The sequence below is a fragment of the Stutzerimonas sp. 21-1 genome, from assembly GCF_056336065.1.
In genome coordinates, this window is the sequence record NZ_CM150500.1 from 25,071 (window position 1) to 38,786 (window position 13,716).

Here is a 13,716-nt window from a genome sequence, read left to right on the forward strand (position 1 = left end):
TGCGGTGTGCTGAGCAAGGAGTGCTCGCCCATGCCATCCCTCTCGCCTGCCGAACTCGATGCCCGTCTACGCCTGCATCTGCTGCCCGAGCTGGGGCCGCGGCGCTGGCAGCGCCTGCTCGGTGCCTTCGCCGATGCCGCTTCGGCGCTGAGTGCGCCGGCCAGTGCCTGGCGCTCGCTGGGGTTACCAGCCGGCTGTGCCGAAGCGCGGCGTAGCGATGCAGTTCGCGAGCGCGCCAGTGCCGCGCTGGCCTGGCTTGAGCAGCCGGGCCATCACCTGCTGTGCTGGGACGACCCGAACTACCCGGCGCTGCTCGGCGAACTGGCCGACGCGCCGCCGCTGCTGTTCGTCGCCGGTGATTCCGCGCTGCTCGAACAGCCGCAACTGGCGATGGTCGGCAGTCGCCGCGCGTCGCGGCCGGGGCTGGACAATGCCCGAGCGTTCGCGCGCAGCCTGGCCGGTGGCGGTTTCGTGATCACCAGCGGGCTTGCGCTGGGCATCGACGGTGCTGCGCATCAGGGGGCGCTGGATGCGGGGGGCAGGACCATCGCCGTGCTCGGCACCGGCCTGCAGCGGCTTTATCCGCAGCGCCATCTGCATCTGGCCGAAGCCATCGTCGAGGGCGGTGGCGCGCTGGTGTCCGAGCTGCCGCTGGATTGTCCGCCGCAGGCCGGTAACTTCCCGCGGCGCAACAGGATCATCAGTGGCTTGGCGCTCGGCGTGCTGGTAGTCGAGGCAAGCCCGTCGAGCGGTTCGCTGATCACCGCCCGCCTGGCGGCTGAGCAGGGTCGCGAGGTCTACGCGATACCGGGCTCGATCCATCATCCGGGCGCGCGCGGTTGCCACCAGTTGATCCGCCAGGGTGCGACGCTGGTGGAAAACGTCGAGGACGTGCTCGAGGGCCTGCGTGGCTGGCGGCAGCTGGCACCGGCCGACCTGCCGGCAGCCGCGCCGGCATCGCATCCGCTGCTTGCCGCGCTGGTTGCCGCGCCCATGACCAGCGAGGCGCTGGCGGCAGAGGTACAGCTGCCGTTGGCGCAGTTGCTGGCACAGCTCACCGACCTCGAGCTGGACGGCCTGGTCGCCAACGAGAACGGTCTCTGGTGCGCGCGCCAACTCTGAGCTTCAGGTGATTTTCCCGTGGGCTTGGGTACACTGCCGCGGTCTTTCGCGTGGAGGTCGCCATGATCGGCAGTTGGCGTATACAGCAGGTCGCCCGGGTAGTGCGGGCCGGTGGCGTGATCGCCTATCCGACCGAGGCAGTCTGGGGGCTGGGTTGCGATCCGTGGGATGCGGCCGCCGTCCAGCGGCTGCTGGAGCTGAAGATGCGCCCGATGGAGAAAGGCCTGATCCTGGTCGCCGCGCACATCGATCAGTTCGACTTCCTCCTCGATGATCTGCCCGAGCGCTGGCTCGATCGTCTCGCCGGCACCTGGCCGGGGCCGAATACCTGGCTGGTGCCACACCGTGAACGGCTGCCGGAGTGGATCACCGGCCAGCACGACAGCGTGGCGCTGCGGGTCAGCGATCATCCGCTGGTGGCCAGGCTCTGCGCGCTGACCGGACCGCTGGTGTCGACCTCCGCCAACCCTGCCGGTCGCCCGGCCGCGCGTTCGCGGCTGCGGGTCGAGCAGTACTTCCCCGGCCAGCTGGACGCCGTGCTCAACGGTCCGCTGGGCGGACGACGCAATCCGAGCACGATCCGCGACGTGCGCAGCGGCGAGGTGATCCGCGCGAGCTAGCGGCAGGCCACGGCATCTCCGGGCCGGAAGCACCGCGCGGTGTGCCGTTACGGCAGCAGGATCGTCGAGCCGGTGGTTTCCCGTGCGGCCAGGCGGCGCTGGGCTTCGGCGGCGTCGCGCAACGGATAGCGCTGGCCGATCTCGATGTGGATCCGGCCGCTTTCGATCATCGCGAACAGCTCATCGGCCATCGCCTGCAGGTGTTCGGGCGTGTCGGCATAACCGGCGACCGTCGGCCGGGTGACGAACAGCGAACCCTTCTGCGCCAGCACGCCGAGGTTCACCCCCGTCACGGCACCGGAAGCGTTGCCGAAGCTGACCAGCAACCCGCGCGGAGCGACGCAGTCCAGCGAGATCTCCCAGGTGTCCTTGCCCACCGAGTCGTAGACCACCGGGCACTTGCGCCCGTCGGTCAGCTCCAGCACGCGCTGGACGACGTCTTCCCGGCTGCGGTCGATGGTCGCCCAGGCGCCCAGCGCCCGCGCGCGTTCGGCCTTCTCGGCGGAGCCGACCACGCCGATCAGCCGTACGCCCAGTGCCTTGGCCCACTGGCAGGCGATCGAGCCGACGCCACCGGCCGCGGCGTGGAACAGCACGGTATCGCCGGCCTGCAGCGGGTGGGCCTGACGCAGCAGGTACTGGCAGGTCAGGCCCTTGAGCATCGCCGCGGCGGCCTCTTCGAAGCTGATCGAGTCTGGCAGTTTCACCAGATTCCCCGCCGGCAGCACGTGATGCTCGGCGTAAGCGCCCAGTGGACCGGTGCCATAGGCGACACGGTCGCCGGGCTGAAAGGTACTGACGCCCTCGCCCACTGCTTCGACCACCCCGGCGCCTTCGTTGCCCAGCCCCGAGGGCAGGCTTGGCGGTGCGTAGAGGCCGCTGCGGAAATAGGTGTCGATGAAGTTCAGACCAATGGCGTGATTGCGTACGCGAACTTGGCCCGGACCCGGCTCGGCCACCGGCACGTCGATCAGTTCGAGCACCTCGGGGCCACCGTGCTGGCGGAATTGAATGCGCTGCGACATCTCAGGGCTCCTGCTGGGGATCAAAGAGACCTATCCAACCTGCTGCGCCTGCTTTAGTCAATCGAGCGGATGCTATGCTTGCCGGCCCGACCCACGCCCCGACACCCCTGCGCCCGCTCCGCCCGCGCGCGGTGCCCTCAATCGCAAGGTGATTCGTGAACGTCCGAACCGAAGCCGTCAAAGCCTATCTGCTCTCGTTGCAGGACCGCATCTGCGCCGCCCTGGAGGCCGAAGATGGCCGTGCGCGCTTCATCGAGGATGCCTGGACGCGGCCCGGCGGTGGCGGCGGTCGCACCCGCGTGATCGAGAACGGCGCGCTGATCGAAAAGGGTGGGGTCAACTTCTCTCACGTGTTCGGCACCGGCCTGCCGCCCTCGGCCAGCGCCCATCGGCCGGAGCTCGCCGGGCGCGGCTTCCAGGCGCTCGGCGTCTCGCTGGTGATCCACCCGGAAAACCCTCACGTGCCGACCTCGCATGCCAACGTGCGCTTCTTCATCGCCGAGAAGGAAGGCGAGGAACCGGTCTGGTGGTTCGGCGGCGGGTTCGACCTCACGCCCTACTACGGCGTCGAGGAAGACTGCGTGCTCTGGCACCGGGTCGCACGCGATGCCTGCGCACCGTTCGGCGCCGACGTCTATCCGCGCTACAAGGAATGGTGCGAGCGCTATTTCCACATCAAGCACCGCAACGAACCGCGCGGGGTCGGCGGGTTGTTCTTCGACGACCTCAACCAGTGGGACTTCGATACCTGCTTCGCCTTCCTGCGCGCGGTCGGCGATGCTTACCTGGAGGCGTACCTGCCGATCATCCGCAAGCGCAAGGACACGCCCTACGGCGAGCGTCAGCGCGAATTCCAGGCTCTGCGCCGCGGCCGCTACGTCGAGTACAACCTGGTCTATGACCGCGGCACGCTGTTCGGCCTGCAATCGGGTGGGCGCACCGAATCGATCCTGATGTCACTGCCGCCGCGGGTGAGCTGGGGCTATGACAAGCAGCCGCAAGCGGGTTCGGCCGAAGCGCGGCTGACCGAATACTTCCTCAAGGATCGCGACTGGCTGGCAGAGCGCCCCTGAGTACAACCCGGCGCTTCGCGCTCGTCTAAATAACTCGTTGATGTAGAAGGAATTCTGGATGGATCGCTACGGCGTCTTCGGCAATCCTATCGGCCACAGCAAGTCGCCGCAGATCCATGCCCTGTTCGCCGCGCAGACCGGCCAGGCGCTGCGCTACGATCCGCTGCTGGCGCCGCTGGAGGAGTTTCCGGCGTTCGCTCGGGCGTTCTTTGAGGGCGGCCAGGGTGCCAACGTCACCGTGCCGTTCAAGGAGCAGGCCTATCGCCTCGCCGACCAGCTGACCGAGCGCGCCCGCCGTGCCGGTGCGGTCAATACCTTGAAGAAGCTCGCCGATGGGCGCCTGCTTGGCGACAACACCGATGGTGTCGGGCTGGTCAATGATTTGCGCAACGCCGGTGTCGAGCTGGCCGGCCAGCGCATCCTGCTGCTTGGTGCCGGCGGTGCCGTGCGTGGCGTGCTCGAACCGCTGCTGGCGCAGCGCCCCGCGGCCTTGCTGATCGCCAACCGCACGCCGACCAAGGCCGAGCAGCTGGCCGCCGAATTCGCTGAACTCGGGCCGATCTCGGCCTGCACCTTCGCCGACGTGCCGGCCCCGGTCGACCTGATCATCAACGGCACTTCGGCCAGCCTGGGCGGTGACGTACCGCCACTGGCCGACGCGCTGATCGTCCCCGACCGGACCTTCTGCTACGACATGATGTACGCGGCCGCGCCGACGGCGTTCTGCCAGTGGGCGAGCGCGCGCGGCGCCCGGGTGCGTGACGGCCTCGGCATGCTGGTGGAGCAGGCCGCGGCGGCGTTCGAGCTGTGGCGCGGCGTGCGTCCCGAAACCGCGCCGGTGCTCGCCGAACTACGCCGCCAACTCGCTGGCTGAGCAGCGTTCAGAGACGGAATTGAATCCGCTGGTGCAGGTGTTGCGGGCGCTCCAGCTCGTCGAGCATGCCGGCGGCGATGCGGCGCAGCTGCACGCGTGGATCGTTGCGCGGCAGCCCGGCGACGTCGCTCAGATCATCGATGGACAGCTCCTCGCCCGCCGTGCCGGCATCCACCAGCGTCCATTTCAGCGGGTGTGAGGCGATCAGTTTCAGCGCGGCTTCCAGTTCCGATTCCTCTGCATGCGCCGCGAAGTCGGCCACCAGCATCAGCCGCTCGACACCGGCTTCGGTCATGCCGTTGAGCAGCGTGTACACCGCCTGGTAGAGGTCCTGCGGCTGGCCGACGATGGCGGCGTCCGGGGCGCTGGGCACCGACGGGCTGTCGAACAGGCAGATCACGCCGTCCATGCCGGCCACGCTGCGCGCCACGCTGGCGACATCGAACAGGTCGCCGGGCTTGGTGCGCAGCCCGGGACGCGCGGTGATCGAGTTGCAGTCGTTGAGCAGGGCCACGGCTTCATGCTGCCGGCTCAGCAGTTCGCAGAGCACGGCACTGCCCAGGCTGGAATGCGCTCCGTAGAGCGCGAACTTCAGGCGCGGCGTTTCGGCGTTGAGCATGGCGGCCGTCCTTTAGCGACGTGTGACCAGATAGCCGATCAACGCGCAGGCACCGGCGGCCAGTGCCACCGTGGTCCACGGATGCGCGCGGGCGCAGTCCTTGGCCATGCGGCCGGCATCGCGGGTCCGCCGCGACAGGTCGGCGCAGTGTTCGTCCCAGTGAGCGTCGTGCCAGAGCGCTTCGGCACGCGAGCGCAGATCCTGCAGACCGTGGCGGGAGCCGCGCGTGGCGTCGTGCCTGAGTTCGTCCAGGGCGCGCATGAGGGTATCGATCTCGTGCTGGACTTCGGCACGCGTGGTGGGTGTGTGGCTGAATCGCGACATGTGAGGCCTCCCCTGCAATCGATGTGAGCCAATTTGGACTCTGCGCCCTACCAAAGGTGCCACTCCGCCCGGGGACGGGGCGGCGCGATTGAGCTGGCCGCGCTACGCTCAGCGTAGTCGATGCTTGCGGCCTCGGCGTGGCGCCTCGGTGCATCGCACGCGAAAGCTGCGGTCCGCCTGGGGCGCGCATATACTGCGCGCCGCGTCTGTCGTTGCGGCGCGTCCCGTTTCCGAACTTTCCTGTGGGTGAAATCCGTGAAGCTACGTCAATCGTTCCTGGGGCTGCTGCTGGGATGCGGCGGTATCGTGCTGGCCACGCTGGCCTGCGCCGCGCCCAAGGGCCAGCAGGAACTGGCATCCGGCAGCGCCCTGCTGGTCGACCTGCGGACCAGCGAAGTGCTCTATTCGAGCAATCCCGATCTGGTCGTGCCGATCGCTTCGGTGACCAAGCTGATGACGGCGATGGTGGTGCTCGATGCCAAGCTGCCGCTGGATCAGGTGCTGCCGGTCACCATTCGCGAAGCGGTCGAGATGCGTGGCGTCTATTCGCGCGTGCGTCTGGGTAGCGAGATCAGCCGGCGCAACATGCTGCTGCTGACCCTGATGTCCTCGGAGAACCGCGCGGCGGCCAGCCTGGCGCACCATTACCCGGGCGGCTACGGCGCCTTCATCCAGGCGATGAACGCCAAGGCGCGGGCGCTGGGCATGCGCAGCACGCGTTACGTAGAGCCGACCGGGCTGTCCGAGCGCAACGTCTCCAGCGCCAACGATCTGGTCAAGCTGATCCGTGCCAGCCAGCAATACCCGCTGATCGAGCAGTTCAGCACCACCACCGAGAAGACCGTGGCGTTCCGCAAGCCGAGCTACACCCTCGGTTTTCGCAACACCAACGCACTGGTGCGCAAACCCAACTGGGACATTCAGCTGACCAAGACCGGCTTCACCAACGCCGCCGGTCATTGTCTGGTGATGCGCACCACCATGAACCGGCGCCCGGTGGCCTTCGTGGTGCTGGATGCATTCGGCAAGTACACCCACATGGCCGACGCCAACCGGCTGAAGAAGTGGGTCGAGACCGGTGCCGTTACGCCGGTTCCGGCGGCGGCGCTGGCCTACAAGCAGCAGAAGATGGCCCAGCGCCAACAATTGCTGCAGGCCGCGCAGTAGCGGAAAGAAGAAATGAAAAAACGCCGCATTGCGGCGTTTTTTCATGGTTGCCGGCTCAGAGCGAGCCGAGCCGCTGAACCACCAGGAAGAACACCAGCAGCACGCTGTTGATTGCCCAGGCGGCGGTCAATAGTCGCGCCATGTCGCCGTACAGCTTGTTGCGCACGTTGTCCGCGCACAGCCAGATTTCCATGATGATCCAGGCGGTGTAGCCGAGAATCAGCCCGAACATCAGCAGGTTGGTCGCCAGCGAGGCGCCGTTGAAGTAGGCGAACAGCGCCATGCCCCAGAGAATCTGGCTGGGGATCACGCCATAGAGCCAGAACACCACGCCCAGCGGGCGTTTGATCAGCAGGGAAGCCAGTGGGGATGACGATTTCATGGCTGCGATCCTTATTCCAGAAGGGCTCGGCCGTCATCCGCAGGACACTGCGGGTGGCGTTGACAAGGCGGCTCGCGAAATGCCGCGCTCGATTTCACTCTAGCCCTGTCCCGTCTGCGACGCAATGCCGCACCCTGGGAAGCTTCTGGGCGAATTTCTTGCGTTTGCGCAATTTCATTAGTTGATATTAATTCTTAAGATCACTCGCCTCCTCCATTCGCGGATCGCTCATGCTCCGTAGCCGTACGACAGCCTGGATTGCCCTCGCGGCCATGCTCCTGCATGTGCTGGCGATGCCGCTTGCCGGCAGCCTGTCGGCCGAGACCAAGCGTCTGCTCGGCTGGGGCGGCTACTGCCCGCTGGCGCAGCAGCTCGAACATGCCGGCCATGCGCAAGTGGCTGCCGACCAGGACAATTCCGCGCCGGCTGCGCACCATGCGAGCATGCCGCAGTGCTGTTGCGGTGCCGGTTTCGCCGGGCTTGCCGCGCTGCCCAGCGCCACGCCGCCGCTGCCCGATCCGCGTGCTCTGGTGCGGGTGCGCCTGCCCGCCGAGCCCGCATTGCTGCCAGCGCCGCGCCAGCAATGGCCGGCGCTCAATCCCCGCGCCTCCCCCATCGCCTGAAGCGGGCCGTTCGGCCCTTTCGATATCGAACCGTACTGGCATCGCGGCAGCGACCGCGCGCCGGTGCCCGATCGCCCGGCGCCTGTGCCGTCGGGCAACGAATCCGCTTCAAGGATAAACAGCGATGCCACTTTCCCTGCGCGCCCCGCGCCGCTCCACCCTGCCCTGCGTGCTGGCCGGCTCGGCCCTGCTGACGCTCTGTACGACGGCGATTGCCGACAACCGCGCCGATTCCGCCCTGAGCCTGGGCACCACCACGGTTACCGCCGATAGCAGCGGCCCGCTGCAGACCAGCAGCGTCATCAGCTCGGTCGACCTGCTCGGCGGCGACATCCTCGAACAGCAGCCGGTGCTCTACAGCTGGGAGCTGTTCCGCCGCGCGCCAGGGGTGATGCTCACCGAATTCGGCCAGGGCACGACTTCGGGCAAGCTGTCGTTCCGCGGCTTCAATGGCGAGGGCGAGGTCAACGCGGTCAAGCTGCTGATCGACGGCATTCCGAGCAACAGCAACGACGGCAACATGCCCTACCTGGACATGCTGTTCCCGCTGGAAATCGACGGCATCGAGGTGGTGCGCGGCACCAACGACCCGCGCTATGGCCTGTACAACATCGCCGGCAACGTCACCGTGCATTCGCGCACCGGCGGCGATTACGGCAAGGCGCGGCTGCGCTACGGCAGCTACGACACCCAGGAACTGCAGGTGGCCAAGGGCATCGAGGGCAGCAATTGGACGCAGAACTACTTCATCGGCCAGCAGAAGAGCGGCGGCTATCGCGATCACGCCGACGCCGAGCGCACCAGCCTGTCCGGCAAGTGGTTCTACCAGCCGGACTCCGGCACCTGGCGTCTGGGCCTGATCGCCCGCCACTACGAGGCCGACGCCAACGAGCCGGGTTACCTGTCACGCGAGGATGCGCGCCACTCGCCGCATGAGTCCTACGCGCTGTCGGCGACCGACATGGGCGAGCGCGAGATGAACCAGCTCAGCCTGCATCTGGACAGCGAGCTGGCCGCCGATCTGTCGTGGGCCACCAAGGTCTGGCTCAACACCCTGGACGACGACCGCTGGGTACGCTTCTCGCAATCGGCGCCGCAGCAGCAGCGCACCACCGAGGAACGCCACTACGGCGCGCGCAGCTCGCTGACCTACCGTCCGGAGGTGGCCTGGCTGTATGACTTCTCCCTCGAAGGCGGGCTCGACACCGAGCAGCAGCGCAACCGCAGCGAGCGCTACACCAGCGTTGAACGCGAGCCGGTGGCGCAGACCCGCGACCAGCGCTTCGACTACGACAGCTACGGCGCCTACCTGCAGGCGGTGATTCAGCCGGTGGAGTCGCTGAAGATCATCCCGGCGTTTCGCGTCGATCGCATCGAGGGTGACTACACCGACGAGCTGACCGGCAACGACTACGCGGTCAACGACTACGGCACCATCGAGCAGCCGAAGATCAGCCTGGTCTACACCCCGATGAAGGCGCTCAGCCTGTACGGCAACTGGGGCCGCACCTTCCAGATCGGCACCGGCGCCGCGGCCTACAAGGTGCCGCCGCGCACCGCCGACCTGTCGCCGTCGATCAACGACGGCTGGGAAACCGGCCTCAAGTTCAACCCGACGCCCTGGCTCGACGGTCGCATCGCCTACTGGGAGCAGGTGGCCTCCGACGAGGTGCGCCGCCGGCTCAACGACCCCAGCGGCGAATCGGAAAACCTCGGCCAGACGCGGCGCTGGGGCTACGACGCGCAGCTCAACCTCTACCCGAGCGCGGAGCTGAGCCTGTGGCTGGCGCACTCCTGGCAGTTCTCCGAAATCGAGAAGGCCGACCCGAGCCTGCCGGCCAGCCAGGGCCAGGAGATCGACCATGTGCCGCAGCGCCTGTATTCGGCCGGCAGCACCTATCAGGCGACGCCGGACCTGCAGCTCAGCGCCTGGCTCAACGGCCAGACCGACTACTACCTCGAGCGCGAGAACACCCAGGGCACCTACGGCGGCTATGTGCTGTTCAACCTTGGCGCCAGCTATCAGCTGACCGAGCAGCTGGCCGTCGACCTGCAGCTGAAGAACCTCACCGACCGCTACTACGAGTACGTCTGGTACGACGGCGTGCAGTCACTGCATGCGCCGGGTGACGGCCGCGCGCTGTACGCCGCCGTGACCCTGGACTTCTGAGCGGCATGAAGCGCTACCTGTTCCTGGCGCACCGCTGGCTCGGCATCGTCCTCGGCGTGTTCGTGCTGCTGTGGATCGTCAGCGGCATGGTGATGCTCTACGTCGGCTATCCCAAGCTGACCAGCGCCGAGCACCTGGCGCGGCTGGCACCGCTGGCCGGCGATTGCTGCGTCGCACCCGGGGTGGCGCTGGCGGCCGCGGGCGGCGCACGCCCAGCGAGCCGTCTGCGCCTGACCAGCGCCGGTGGTTCGCCGCGTTACCTGCTCGACTATGGCGAGGGTCCGCTGGTCGCGGTCGATGCACGGAGCGGCCGGCGTATCGAGCGGATCGGTCCGGCCGAGGCGCTGGCCAGCGCGCGGCAGTTCGCCGGTGGCGCCGCGGTTCGTCTCATCGACCTGATCGAGGAGGACGCCTGGACGCGCAACCACGCGCTGGCGCGGGAGCGACCGCTGTACCGCGTGCAGAGCGCGGATGCCGAAGGCCGCCTGCTCTACGTCTCCAGCCATAGCGGGCTGGTGGTACGCGATGCGACCGCGCAGGAACGTGCCTGGAACTATCTGGGCGCCTGGCTGCACTGGCTGTATCCGCTGCGCGAGGTGCTACCCAAGGCGGCGTGGGCTGTGGCGCTGGTCTACGGCGCTCTGCTAGCGGGGCTGATGGTGCTGCTCGGCTTGCTGATCGGCGTGTTGCGCTGGCGCTTCGACGGTCGCTATCGCAACGGTTCGCGCTCGCCCTACCCCGGCGGCGCCGGCCGCGTGCATCACCTCGGCGGCCTGCTTGGCGGCGGCGTGCTGCTGTTCTGGCTGCTCAGCGGCATGCTGTCGATGGAACCCTGGGGGATGTTCCAGAACCGGTCGGGCATCAATGCCGGGGCGCTGGCGGGCGCGCCGCTGGCGGCCGGTGCCCTGCCCGGCGAGCTGCGCGCCAGCCTGCAGCGCCTGCGCGAGGCCGGTATCGAGGCGGTCGAGCTGGACTGGTACATGTCTGCCGGCGAGCCGTATCTGCTCGGCCGCGATGCCCGCGGCGCAACGCGCGTACTGGCGCTGGGCGACGCCGCTGCGGCGCGCCTGCGCCTGCCGCGCGCCGAGCTGGAGCGCGCCGTGCAGCAGGCCTGGCCGGAACAGGCGCCACAGTGCGACTGGCTCGAGCAGGCAGACCGGTACTACTACGCGCGCAGCGAACCCAGCCTCTACAGCGACCTGCCGCGGCGCCTGCCAGTGCTGCGCGTGCGCTTCGACGATCCGGCGGCGACCTGGCTGCACATCGATCCCTACAGCGGCATGGTCATCGAGCAGCTCGACGAGCGCCGGCGTGCGGTGCGCTGGGTGTTCAAGCTGCTGCACAGCTGGGACTGGCTGCCGCTGCTGCAGCGCCCGTGGCTGCGCGACGGCCTGCTGCTCGCGGGCAGCGCCGGAGTGCTGCTGCTTGGCGCCAGCGGTGTGCTGCTCGGCTGGCGGCGACTGCGGCGCAAGCCGCGGCGGCGGGCGGAGGTCAGGAGCAAGGCGGCGGCGGCGTCGTCACGTTAGGCAGGCAGGATGCAACGATGGCGAGGCGCTCGACTCCAACCTCTACATCGCCCCTGTCTTGCCGCAACGGATCGACGCATGAGCAACCCGGACAACGCCTACATCCAGTGGCTGGTCGACCAGTCCATGCTACACGCGGCGCGCCAGAGCGCGCGCCTCTACGCCGGCCAGTCGCGCCTCTGGCAGCGCCCCTACGCACAGGCGCGCCCGCGCGATGCCAGCGCGATTGCCTCGGTGTGGTTCACCGCCTACCCGGCGGCAATCATCACCGCCGACGGCGCCTCGGTGCTGCAGACGCTGGGTGACGAGCGGCTGTGGAGCGCGCTGTCGGAGCTTGGCGTGCAGGGCATCCACAACGGCCCGATGAAACGCTCCGGCGGGCTGCGCGGCCGCGAGTACACGCCCACCGTGGATGGCAACTTTGACCGCATCGGCTTCGATATCGATCCGGCGCTGGGCAGCGAGGAGCAGATGCTCCAGCTCAGCCGCGTCGCCGCCGCGCACAACGCCGTGGTGATCGACGACATCGTCCCGGCGCACACCGGCAAAGGCGCCGACTTCCGTCTCGCCGAAATGGCCCACGAGGACTATCCCGGCCTCTACCACATGGTGGAAATCCGCGAGGAAGACTGGTCGCTGCTGCCCGAGGTGCCGCCGGAGCGCGACGCGGTGAACCTGCTGCCGGCAGTGGTCGACCGTCTGAAGGAAAAGCACTACATCGTCGGCCAGCTGCAGCGGGTGATCTTCTTCGAGCCTGGCATCAAGGACACCGACTGGAGCGCCACCGGCGAGATCACCGGGGTCGACGGCAAGGTGCGCCGCTGGGTCTACCTGCACTACTTCAAGGAAGGCCAGCCGTCGCTGAACTGGCTCGACCCGACCTTCGCCGCGCAGCAGCTGATCATCGGCGATGCCTTGCACGCCATCGACGTCGGCGGCGCGCGCGTGCTGCGCCTGGACGCCAACGGCTTCCTCGGTGTCGAGCGGCGCGCCGAGGGCACCGCCTGGTCGGAAAGCCACCCGCTGTCGGTCACCGGCAACCAGCTGATCGCCGGCATGATTCGCAAGGCCGGCGGTTTCAGCTTCCAGGAACTCAACCTGACGCTGGACGACATCGCCGGCATGTCCCACGGCGGCGCCGACCTGTCCTACGACTTCATCACCCGCCCCGCCTACCAGCACGCGCTGCTCACCGGCGACAGCGAATTCCTGCGGCTGATGCTCAGGGAGATGCACACCATCGGCATCGACCCGGCGTCGCTGATCCACGCACTGCAGAACCACGACGAGCTGACCCTGGAGCTGGTGCACTTCTGGACGCTGCACGCCTACGACCACTACCACTTCCGCGGCCAGACGCTGCCCGGCGGGCATCTGCGCGAGCTGATCCGCGAGGAAATGTACGAACGCCTGACCGGCGAGCAGGCGCCCTACAACCTCAAGTTCGTCACCAACGGCGTGGCCTGTACCAGCGCCAGCCTGATCGCCGCCGCGCTGGGCATCCGCGATCTGGACGCCATCGGCCCGGCCGAAGTCGAGCAGATCCAGCGCCTGCACCTTCTGTTGGTGATGTTCAACGCCATGCAGCCGGGCGTGTTCGCCCTCTCCGGCTGGGACCTGGTCGGCGCCCTGCCGCTGCCTGCCGAACAGGTCGCGCACCTGATGGGCGACGGCGATACGCGCTGGATCAACCGCGGCGCCTATGACCTGGCCGATCTCGCGCCCGAGGCGCAAACCTCCGCCGAGGGCCTGCCGCGTGCCCGTGCGCTGTACGGCAGTCTCGTCGAGCAGCTGCAGCAACCTGGCTCCTTCGCCTGCCAGCTCAAGCGCATCCTCAGCGTGCGGCGCGCCTACGACATCGCGGCGAGTCGGCAGATCCTTATTCCCGAGGTGCAGGCACCTGGCCTGCTGGTGATGGTGCACGAACTGCCGGCCGGCAAGGGCGTGCAGCTCACCGCGCTGAACTTCGGCGCCGTGCCGATCAGCGAAACGATCTGCCTGCCTGGCGTCGCGCCGGGGCCGGTGGTCGACATCATCCACGAGCGGGTCGAGGGCGATCTGACCGAGAACTGCGAGCTGACGCTCAACCTCGATCCTTACGAAGGCCTCGCCCTGCGCGTGGTCAGCGCCGCCTCGCCGGTCGTGTGAGCGGCCCTTCGCGCGTCGGCGCCGCGCCGCTATAGTGCGCGGC

General features: G+C 68.1%; 13 protein-coding genes. 9 read left to right on the top strand and 4 right to left on the bottom strand.

The features are described 5' to 3' along the window. The first annotated feature begins 30 nt into the window (after positions 1-30). Complete coding sequence (dprA, locus tag AC0ZJQ_RS00120) at positions 31-1,122, top strand: DNA-processing protein DprA (protein ID WP_213662244.1); 1,092 nt, start codon at positions 31-33, stop codon at positions 1,120-1,122. A gap of 62 nt (positions 1,123-1,184) precedes the next feature. Beyond that, on the top strand, positions 1,185-1,742 hold the full coding sequence (gene tsaC, locus AC0ZJQ_RS00125) for an L-threonylcarbamoyladenylate synthase type 1 TsaC (RefSeq protein WP_008569069.1): 558 nt from the start codon (positions 1,185-1,187) through the stop codon (positions 1,740-1,742). Between the two features lie 47 nt (positions 1,743-1,789). Here the strand turns inward: tsaC and AC0ZJQ_RS00130 are convergent, their stop codons facing one another. Further along, the gene (locus AC0ZJQ_RS00130; protein WP_476477142.1) at positions 1,790-2,767 is read right to left on the bottom strand and encodes a quinone oxidoreductase family protein; all 978 of its coding nucleotides are present in this window, start codon (positions 2,765-2,767) and stop codon (positions 1,790-1,792) included. 155 nt (positions 2,768-2,922) lie between these two features. Here AC0ZJQ_RS00130 and hemF point away from each other — a divergent pair, with 155 nt between their 5' ends. Continuing rightward, positions 2,923-3,840, top strand: a complete 918-nt coding sequence (hemF, locus tag AC0ZJQ_RS00135; RefSeq protein WP_476477143.1) for an oxygen-dependent coproporphyrinogen oxidase — start codon at positions 2,923-2,925, stop codon at positions 3,838-3,840. 58 nt (positions 3,841-3,898) lie between these two features. Beyond that, on the top strand, positions 3,899-4,714 hold the full coding sequence (gene aroE, locus AC0ZJQ_RS00140) for a shikimate dehydrogenase (protein ID WP_476477144.1): 816 nt from the start codon (positions 3,899-3,901) through the stop codon (positions 4,712-4,714). 7 nt (positions 4,715-4,721) lie between these two features. On the opposite strand, the gene AC0ZJQ_RS00145 is transcribed toward aroE, so the two are convergent. Then, positions 4,722-5,333 (bottom strand): NAD(P)-dependent oxidoreductase, encoded by a 612-nt coding sequence (locus AC0ZJQ_RS00145; protein ID WP_008569066.1) that lies wholly within the window; start codon positions 5,331-5,333, stop codon positions 4,722-4,724. Positions 5,334-5,345: 12 nt separating this feature from the next. Beyond that, on the bottom strand, positions 5,346-5,657 hold the full coding sequence (locus AC0ZJQ_RS00150; protein WP_043294896.1) for an ElaB/YgaM/YqjD family protein: 312 nt from the start codon (positions 5,655-5,657) through the stop codon (positions 5,346-5,348). A gap of 255 nt (positions 5,658-5,912) precedes the next feature. Here AC0ZJQ_RS00150 and pbpG point away from each other — a divergent pair, with 255 nt between their 5' ends. Then, the gene (pbpG, locus tag AC0ZJQ_RS00155; protein ID WP_213662250.1) at positions 5,913-6,824 is read left to right on the top strand and encodes a D-alanyl-D-alanine endopeptidase; all 912 of its coding nucleotides are present in this window, start codon (positions 5,913-5,915) and stop codon (positions 6,822-6,824) included. A gap of 55 nt (positions 6,825-6,879) precedes the next feature. Here the strand turns inward: pbpG and AC0ZJQ_RS00160 are convergent, their stop codons facing one another. Beyond that, complete coding sequence (locus AC0ZJQ_RS00160) at positions 6,880-7,206, bottom strand: hypothetical protein (protein ID WP_077682391.1); 327 nt, start codon at positions 7,204-7,206, stop codon at positions 6,880-6,882. Between the two features lie 230 nt (positions 7,207-7,436). Between AC0ZJQ_RS00160 and AC0ZJQ_RS00165 the strand changes: the two genes are divergently transcribed. The 4 genes from AC0ZJQ_RS00165 to treS all read left to right on the top strand — a co-directional run bounded on the left by AC0ZJQ_RS00165 (position 7,437) and on the right by treS (position 13,673). After that, positions 7,437-7,829: a DUF2946 domain-containing protein gene (locus AC0ZJQ_RS00165; protein WP_155551366.1), complete on the top strand. Its 393-nt coding sequence runs from the start codon at positions 7,437-7,439 to the stop codon at positions 7,827-7,829. A gap of 124 nt (positions 7,830-7,953) precedes the next feature. Next, positions 7,954-9,999 carry a TonB-dependent receptor gene (locus tag AC0ZJQ_RS00170; protein WP_155551365.1) on the top strand — a complete coding sequence of 682 codons (2,046 nt, stop codon included), beginning with the start codon at positions 7,954-7,956 and terminating at the stop codon, positions 9,997-9,999. A 5-nt stretch (positions 10,000-10,004) separates the two neighbouring features. Then, positions 10,005-11,525 carry a PepSY domain-containing protein gene (locus AC0ZJQ_RS00175; protein WP_476477145.1) on the top strand — a complete coding sequence of 507 codons (1,521 nt, stop codon included), beginning with the start codon at positions 10,005-10,007 and terminating at the stop codon, positions 11,523-11,525. Positions 11,526-11,603: 78 nt separating this feature from the next. Further along, on the top strand, positions 11,604-13,673 hold the full coding sequence (gene treS, locus AC0ZJQ_RS00180) for a maltose alpha-D-glucosyltransferase (RefSeq protein ID WP_476477146.1): 2,070 nt from the start codon (positions 11,604-11,606) through the stop codon (positions 13,671-13,673). Positions 13,674-13,716: the final 43 nt, after the last annotated feature.

Bases quoted from the DNA above. Each gene is read 5' to 3' on its own strand.
- AC0ZJQ_RS00130 (WP_476477142.1), bottom strand. From the start codon at position 2,767: ATGTCGCAGCGCATTCAATTCCGCCAGCACGGTGGCCCCGAGGTGCTC.
- AC0ZJQ_RS00170 (WP_155551365.1), top strand. From the start codon at position 7,954: ATGCCACTTTCCCTGCGCGCCCCGCGCCGCTCCACCCTGCCCTGCGTG.
- aroE (WP_476477144.1), top strand. From the start codon at position 3,899: ATGGATCGCTACGGCGTCTTCGGCAATCCTATCGGCCACAGCAAGTCG.
- AC0ZJQ_RS00145 (WP_008569066.1), bottom strand. From the start codon at position 5,333: ATGCTCAACGCCGAAACGCCGCGCCTGAAGTTCGCGCTCTACGGAGCG.
- tsaC (WP_008569069.1), top strand. From the start codon at position 1,185: ATGATCGGCAGTTGGCGTATACAGCAGGTCGCCCGGGTAGTGCGGGCC.
- AC0ZJQ_RS00150 (WP_043294896.1), bottom strand. From the start codon at position 5,657: ATGTCGCGATTCAGCCACACACCCACCACGCGTGCCGAAGTCCAGCAC.
- treS (WP_476477146.1), top strand. From the start codon at position 11,604: ATGAGCAACCCGGACAACGCCTACATCCAGTGGCTGGTCGACCAGTCC.
- AC0ZJQ_RS00165 (WP_155551366.1), top strand. From the start codon at position 7,437: ATGCTCCGTAGCCGTACGACAGCCTGGATTGCCCTCGCGGCCATGCTC.
- AC0ZJQ_RS00175 (WP_476477145.1), top strand. From the start codon at position 10,005: ATGAAGCGCTACCTGTTCCTGGCGCACCGCTGGCTCGGCATCGTCCTC.
- AC0ZJQ_RS00160 (WP_077682391.1), bottom strand. From the start codon at position 7,206: ATGAAATCGTCATCCCCACTGGCTTCCCTGCTGATCAAACGCCCGCTG.
- dprA (WP_213662244.1), top strand. From the start codon at position 31: ATGCCATCCCTCTCGCCTGCCGAACTCGATGCCCGTCTACGCCTGCAT.